This is a genomic window from Streptomyces sp. NPDC015127, from assembly GCF_043080095.1.
GTDB lineage: Bacteria > Actinomycetota > Actinomycetes > Streptomycetales > Streptomycetaceae > Streptomyces.
Genome location: NZ_JBIBVE010000064.1, coordinates 1 through 6879, shown reverse-complemented (window position 1 = coordinate 6879; position 6879 = coordinate 1). Strand labels below are relative to the sequence as shown.

Here is a 6879-nt window from a genome sequence, read left to right as displayed (position 1 = left end):
CGCGGAGGTGGTTGATCACCGCGTCGGCCTCGTGCAGGGCTGGTCGAGCTCCTTCGCGAAAAACACCGAGGCGGCCTTCAGGATCTCGCTCGCCCAACGCAACTCGGCTATCTTCTTGCGAAGTTGGGCCAGCTCGGCCCGCTCGGCAGTGGTCAGCAGATCCGGCCGATCGCCCTGGTCCGCCTCGGCCTGGCAGACCCACTGACGCAGAGCCTCCTTGCGCATGCCCAAGTCACGGGCCACTTGGGCGATTGGACGACCGGAGGTCTGGACTTCGCGGACGGCTCGCTCGCGCAGCCCGTCGGGGTACTCCCGTGGCACAGGCATCGGACCTGTGTTCTCCCATCTGCCGAGGCGATCCTGCCTGGCTTCAGGGCCGCTACAAGATCCGGATCAGCTCACAAGAGGCGGGTGCGGCGTATCGTTCCATGCCTCAGGCGTGGGCGTTGCGGTGTCGGATCGTCCTGGCCTGTGCTGCGGGTGCTTCGAACAGCGATGTTGGCGGCCCGGCTCGGTTCCACGCCTCAGGCGGTGGGCCGGGGGGTGGGCCCGGTTCGCGCAGTACCGGATTGCCGGTCTGGGTGGGCGGCCTCCTGTCCGGCCTCGCCGGAGGCGGTGTCCGATCTGGTCGACGGGCTGCAGGATGACGGCCCGGATACCTCGTCGGCGAAGACGCCCGCGGATTGCGCGGGAGGAAATCACCCGATCCGCAAGGACGACGTCCGGTCGGGTTCGTGGTCTCCCGAGTCCGGTGCGCGGCGCGGGACCCTGATCCGGGCGGGTCGTGATCGTCTCGAAGCCGGCCCATCACCGGCCTGGCCCGGGGTGACACGGACGGCCAGGCGCCGTGCCTTGCTGTCACTGGCCAAGTGGACCTTGGTGCTCAAACCACCGCGGGAGCGTCCGAGTGCGTGATCGTCGGGTTCGGACCGGCCGGGCGCCCCATTTCCTTGCCCCGGCCGCGTGCTGGTAAGCCTGGCAGACGGTGGAGTCCACCGATACGTGCCGCGACAGCCCAGACAGGACCGCTGCGCTTGCCTACTGCCAGCGAAGGCGCGCAGCTTCGCGAGCAGACATGAAGCACCGACTACTCATGTGCGTGGCCGGGCTCGTGCAGTGGGCTGATGGTGCTGAGATCCAAACCGCACCCTCCTGAAGTCGTGATTGCGATGATTCATTCCGGCATAGCAGTTCTTCCATCACGAAGCAGAGATTCCCTTCCTCTGGCCTCGTTCCGGCGCGGCCCGCGGCGAGCCTCAACGGTCGTGGCCCTGGCATGTCGCGGCAGTTCCTTGACAGGGCTGCACTGGACTGGGAGCAGCCTTTGACATCCCAAGACCTCCTGACCGGTGACTTCGACCGCCCGGCGCGGGCGAGGAAAGGTGACCGGCGTACCTACGTCCTCGATACCAGCATCCTTCTGGCAGACCCCCTGGCCATGGCTCGGTTCGGCGAGCACGAGGTAGTCCTGCCGGTGGTGGTGGTCAGTGAGCTGGAGGCCAAGCGAGACCATCCAGAGCTTGGCTACTTCGCCAGGGATGCGCTTCGGTTGCTTGATGGCCTTCGGGTCCAGTGGGGTCGCCTCGACGAGCCCATACCCATGGGGCGTCTGGGCGGCACCCTCCGGGTTGAGCTCAACCACAGCGAGGTCACTGCGCTGCCGGCCAGCTATCGTCTCGGCGACAACGACAGCCGAATCCTCGCTGTTGCCCGCAACTTGCAGGCTGAAGGGTACGACGTCTGCGTCGTCTCGAAAGATCTGCCGCTGCGCATCAAGGCCAGTTCTATGGGGCTTTGCGCCGAGGAGTACCGAGGCGAAGCGGCACCGGCCACTGGATGGAGCGGGATGGCGGACGTTTCAGTCCCTGCTGAGCAGATCGATCACCTCTTCAGTCACGGGGTGGTGGAGGCCGATTGCGCTCTGGGACTGCCCGCAAATACAGGTCTCGTTCTCAGCTCTCCTTGCGGCCGTGCACTTGGCCGGGTCACGGCTGACCGCCGCGTCAGGCTGGTCCGCGGCGATCGGGAGGCGTTCGGGCTACGGGGCCGCAGTGCTGAGCAGCGGGTGGCTCTGGACCTGCTGCTGGACCAGGAGATCGGCATCGTCTCGCTCGGAGGCAGCGCTGGGACCGGGAAGTCGGCTCTGGCCCTCTGCGCGGGGCTGGAGTCAGTACTGGAGAGGAAACAGCACCGCAAGGTCATGGTATTCCGGCCCCTGTACGCAGTAGGGGGGCAGGACCTTGGTTACCTTCCGGGGGTTGAGGCCGACAAGATGAGCCCATGGGCGCAGGCAGTACTCGACACTCTCAGTTCGGTGGCCAGCCCTGAGGTGACCGAGGAGATCCTTTCGCGGAACCTGCTCGAAGTGCTGCCGCTGACACATATCCGGGGACGCTCCCTGCACGACGTGTTCGTCATCGTGGACGAAGCACAGTCATTGGAGCGGAATGTGCTGTTGACAGTTCTGTCACGGATCGGACAAGGGTCTCGTGTTGTTCTCACCCATGATGTCGCCCAGCGCGACAACTTGCGGGTCGGTAAGCACGACGGAGTTGTCACCGTGATCGAGAAGCTCAAGGGGCACCCGCTGTTCGCCCACGTCACGCTTAGGCGTTCCGAGCGTTCTGCGATTGCAGCGCTGGTGACGCAACTCCTTGAGAAGCCGTAGGCCACGGGGCTGGTTCCTTGAAATGACGGCGCAAGCACTATTGGCGCAGCCACTGTAACGTAAGGTTCATGGCGGACGACGACGCCACGACCTTACGGTTAAAGCAAGGAAACTCGACTCAGGGCATGCGGCGAGTGAGCTTTCCCGCACCACCTGCACTGACAGGGTAATGGTCGGAAAAGTCCCGAAAAACTTGCTCTCGCATGAGATAGCTTCGAGAGTGAATGTCTAGCGTGTGGTTTATCCAGCCACCCTCTGGAGTTAAGTTCCCCTTTCGCAAAAAAACATAGTCTAGCTGGACTGGCACGCCGCGGCGATCACGGTAATTGGCTACCGAATTAGTGGAAGGATCATAGCTCGGCGTCATATCATTTGACCCTTGAGGCGAGTTGACCCGCAAGCGATCCAGCAATCCGATGTACTCGCTGCTTGCCTTCGGGATATTAAAGTCACCGGCGATGACAACTGCTTCGCCGGAGGGAATCGATCGTTGAGCAAGGTAGCCGGCGATGGAATTAAGCTGATTCGCTCGTATCCACGCCGCTTCCCCTCCAGAGCACCCAGGATCGTCCGCCTGCAGGTGCGTTCCCACGACATGGATACGCTTACCTGCAGCATCGATGACCGCGTAGGCGAACCCCTTGGCTGCCCAGTAGTCCGCGCCACACCCGCCGCCATAAATGTGCTGTGCCCTGTGGCGGATGGGCCACTTACTGGCGATGACGACTCCACCATCCTCGAGGGGGGTCCCATAGTAGCCTCCGGTTGTCCGATCCCATCCAGAGGAGCTTCTGCCGATCACGGGCGTGCGGTAGGGGTGATGGGACGCCAGCAGAGGGAAAAGGTATTCGTCAGTTGCCGAATTGTCGAACAACTCCGTGAGAACGAGTATGCCGTTTGGCTGCAAATAGCCGGCCTCCGCCGCGATGCTGGCACGCCGGTCGGGCTCCCAATCGGTGATACCGCTGGGAAGCAGCATAAGGTTGTGCGTCAGCACAGTAGGGAATTCGCTGGCCACGGCAGATCCGAGTGACCCGCGCGCCGGTGGCAGCGCAGAGACAGGGCCAGTCATTCCAAGCAGCAAAACAGCTGTCCCCGCCGCAATGCCCGCATTGCGGTACATGTGCAGACGTCGAAGCTTCGACACGCGTCGCAGTCCGAGGTTGGCGGGTCGGTGGAGCTCTGGCGTCCGGCGCGCGAATAGCACAGTGGCCTCCTGATCAACGGGAGCAGAGCGGGAAGAACCTCCGTTTACAGGGGCCGCCTCCCTGGTCATGCGCAGAGGTAGCAGGATGAAGCACGCAAGCGTCTTGAGGCAACAGTTGTGCAGTGACTCAGCCACTGGCTCTCAGAAAGAGGGCGGCCGGATATCTCCACACCGAGTCCTGTCTGGCCAGGCCTATCCGTTGCAGTGACAACCAGCCGTCCCGCGGCCGGCCCGTCACACACTTCCCCTGCCAGCCTGCACTTCGGCCAGATCGCATCTGAGCAGACACTGCTTTGCTGCGCGAGAGCCTTGAGACGAAAGCGCAGTACCAATACCACAGCTGCCCTTCTTGCCACGGACCTTCTGTGGCAGTTGCTTCTCCACCCCCGCTAACCATGGGCGTTAGTCTTGTGGACTAGGGCGACCCGGCGATCTACCAGGAGGTCGGCGATTCTCCGCCTGGCAGGAGGAGCACGGCGGCCGCGAGCAGCGTCACCCGCAGTTCGCTGGTGTCGCGGACGGCCGAGGGGACATCTTCCCTCGAGCCGGCCACCGGCTTCTCCGAGCAGTTCGAGAACAGCCCGCGGGAACCTGAGTCTGCGCACGCCGTTCACCTTGGTGAACTCGGGCCAGCAGCGAGTTCCCGGATTGCGCCTGAGTGAGCCTGGCAGGGCAGCAGCGCCCGCGGGCAGCCAGGTCGTCCCCACATCGGCCCAGACGGTCCTTGACAAGCTCTCCTAACGCCCTCCTCGACCCCATCGCACAGGCAGTCCGAATTACTTGCACACGGCCGGACCAGGACGAGTACGTTCCGCTTTGAGCAGTAAATACTCATCCACTCACCGCCAATTCTGATTTAATCCCAGATGACCGGCATTCCCGGTTTCCCTAATGGCGAGTGAGAGAAAATGACAGACAGCATCGCGGAAATACGCCAGCCTAACGCCCTCAAAGCGAATGCAATCGGCTTCATCGATGCTCTCGTCATCGGCCTCAATTCAACGTCTCCAGCCTACTCGCTGGCGGCATCGATCGGTCCGATCGTGACACTGGTGGGGATTTACGCCCCAGGCGTGATATTGGCATCATTCGTACCGATGCTGCTTATCGCTTCAGCTTTCTTTTACCTCAATAGGGTCGACCAGGACTGCGGAACAACCTTCTCGTGGGTCACGCGGGCAATGGGTCCCTGGGTCGGCTGGCTCGGTGGCTGGGCAATCGCAATGACTGGCGTTCTAGTCATCGGATCGCTCGCCGACGTCGCCGTGAGCTTTGGCCTGCTTGCCATTGGCCTAGACAGCTGGGCTGAGAACGACCTGGTGCGCCAGGCGCTGGCGGTCCTTATTATCCTCGCGATGACAGCAGTGTGCGTGATCGGAACTGAGGCTTCAGCCAAGCTGCAGAATATTCTTATCCTCGCGCAGGTCATACTCCTGCTCACGTTTGCTGCGGTGGCACTCTACCGCGTGTACACAGGTACGAGCACGCTTTCAGCTGCGCGCCCGTCGTTCGAATGGCTGAATCCGCTCGGGGCCGGAGGAGCAGCCCTGACTGGGGGGTTGCTGCTGGGCATATTCATCTACTGGGGGTGGGAGTCGGCGGTCAACCTCACTGAGGAGGTAGAGGACCCTGCCTCCGCTCCGGGAAAGGCAGGAATCTGGTCTACGGTCGCGCTTCTGACGACGTACTTGTCCGTAGGCTTTGCGGTCGTCGCCTATGCCGGAACTTCCTTCCTGGCCGAGAACTCCGAAGAGGAGGAGTTCATCTTCGCTCTACTCGCCAGCGAGGTAATGGGGAGCTGGGACTGGGTTGTCCTGCTTGCGGTCTCTACGTCTGCTCTGGCCTCAACCCAGACCACGATCATTCCCGCGTCCCGCACTGTTCTCTCAATGGCGCGCCGCCATGCTCTTCCTCGGCAATTCTCGCACATTCATCCACGATTCCGGACGCCGAATGTGAGCACATGGTGGGTGGCCGGCGTCGCTATCGCCTGGTATGTAGCGGTCAATCAGATCAGCACCAATGCCCTTTTTGATTCACTGACGGCCCTGTCGCTGCTTATCGCGTTCTATTACGCCCTTACAGGAATTGCCTGTGCGGTCTACTATCGCCGTCACCTGACCGAGAGCAGCCGTAACTTCCTGTTTATTGGCGTTGGTCCTGTCGCCGGTTCCGCTCTATTGACGTGGCTACTCATGGAATCAATCATCGATATGTCTGACCCCAAAAATTCATATAGTGGCGTTTCATGGTTCGGTCTTGGCCCCCCGCTGGTCATCGGCATCGGCATCACTGTCACCGGCCTGGCGGTAATGGCCGTATGTCGCCTGATGTCGGGCACCTTCTGGCGGGAACGCCCTGGCCTGGCCGACCCCAGCCTTGTCCACGGCAAGGAGTTGTGAGATGTCAGTCGTGATGGGATACGACGAGTCTCCGGGCGCAACACGCGCCCTGAACGTCGCAATCGAGATGTCGGCTGCCTTCGGGGAGCCGCTGGTACTCGTCTAGCCCCGGGCAGTCCAGGCGAGGCGTACAAGCTCATTACGACGCCATACGCCAGGCCCGGGCGCGCTGCTCTCGACCACGCTGTCCGAGCATGCGATGCAGCTGGGTACCGGCGACCGTTGAGATCATTGAGGACAGGCCTGCACAGGCGCTAATCGAGGCTGCACCACGTCACCAGGCAAGAGTGATCGTGGTCGGCAACTGGGCGGAGAGCCCGATGCGCGGCGCACTGTTAGGTTCAACACCACACAAACTTCTGTATTTCTCGAACTTCCCGGTGCTCTGTGTGCCGACGGACGGCTGACCCGTGCCTCGGGCCCTCTGTCAGCAGTTGTCTTCCGCCGGCGTCCGGAGCAGTGCGATCACACCCGCACGGCCCATGAGTCCTTGTACCACATGGCGTGCTAGGGTCCGTCTTCAAACGGATCTTGCCCAGAGCAGGAGCGCCGCGAGTGTGACTGCTGCCTCGTACGAGGTGGCGGTCTTCTCGTATCTGGTT

The 6879-nt window shown here is 62.3% G+C and carries 4 protein-coding genes and 2 pseudogenes; 3 read left to right on the top strand and 3 right to left on the bottom strand.

Features of this window, described 5'->3' with window-relative positions; genetic code table 11:
• Positions 1-15: 15 nt before the first annotated feature.
• Together ACF08N_RS37560 and ACF08N_RS37555 are read right to left on the bottom strand one after the other, a co-directional pair.
• Positions 16-327, bottom strand: a complete 312-nt coding sequence (locus ACF08N_RS37560) for a transposase (protein ID WP_392329198.1) — start codon at positions 325-327, stop codon at positions 16-18.
• A 222-nt stretch (positions 328-549) separates the two neighbouring features.
• Positions 550-1002 (bottom strand): annotated as a pseudogene (locus tag ACF08N_RS37555) (IS5/IS1182 family transposase); the annotation flags it as partial.
• Between the two features lie 274 nt (positions 1003-1276).
• Here ACF08N_RS37555 and ACF08N_RS37550 point away from each other — a divergent pair.
• Complete coding sequence (locus ACF08N_RS37550) at positions 1277-2668, top strand: PhoH family protein (protein WP_392329197.1); 1392 nt, start codon at positions 1277-1279, stop codon at positions 2666-2668.
• Positions 2669-2786: 118 nt separating this feature from the next.
• Here the strand turns inward: ACF08N_RS37550 and sph are convergent, their stop codons facing one another.
• The gene (gene sph, locus ACF08N_RS37545; protein WP_392329196.1) at positions 2787-3686 is read right to left on the bottom strand and encodes a sphingomyelin phosphodiesterase; all 900 of its coding nucleotides are present in this window, start codon (positions 3684-3686) and stop codon (positions 2787-2789) included.
• 1097 nt (positions 3687-4783) lie between these two features.
• On the opposite strand from sph, the gene ACF08N_RS37540 reads away from it, so the two are divergent.
• Both ACF08N_RS37540 and ACF08N_RS37535 read left to right on the top strand, forming a co-directional pair.
• The gene (locus ACF08N_RS37540) at positions 4784-6277 is read left to right on the top strand and encodes an APC family permease (RefSeq protein ID WP_392329195.1); all 1494 of its coding nucleotides are present in this window, start codon (positions 4784-4786) and stop codon (positions 6275-6277) included.
• Between the two features lies 1 nt (position 6278).
• Positions 6279-6684: pseudogene (locus ACF08N_RS37535) on the top strand (universal stress protein).
• The last annotated feature ends 195 nt before the right edge of the window (positions 6685-6879 follow it).

Excerpts from the sequence above, each read along its gene's own strand:
- ACF08N_RS37550 (WP_392329197.1), top strand. The coding sequence starts at position 1,277 with ATGTCGCGGCAGTTCCTTGACAGGGCTGCACTGGACTGGGAGCAGCCT.
- ACF08N_RS37540 (WP_392329195.1), top strand. The coding sequence starts at position 4,784 with ATGACAGACAGCATCGCGGAAATACGCCAGCCTAACGCCCTCAAAGCG.
- ACF08N_RS37560 (WP_392329198.1), bottom strand. The coding sequence starts at position 327 with ATGCCTGTGCCACGGGAGTACCCCGACGGGCTGCGCGAGCGAGCCGTC.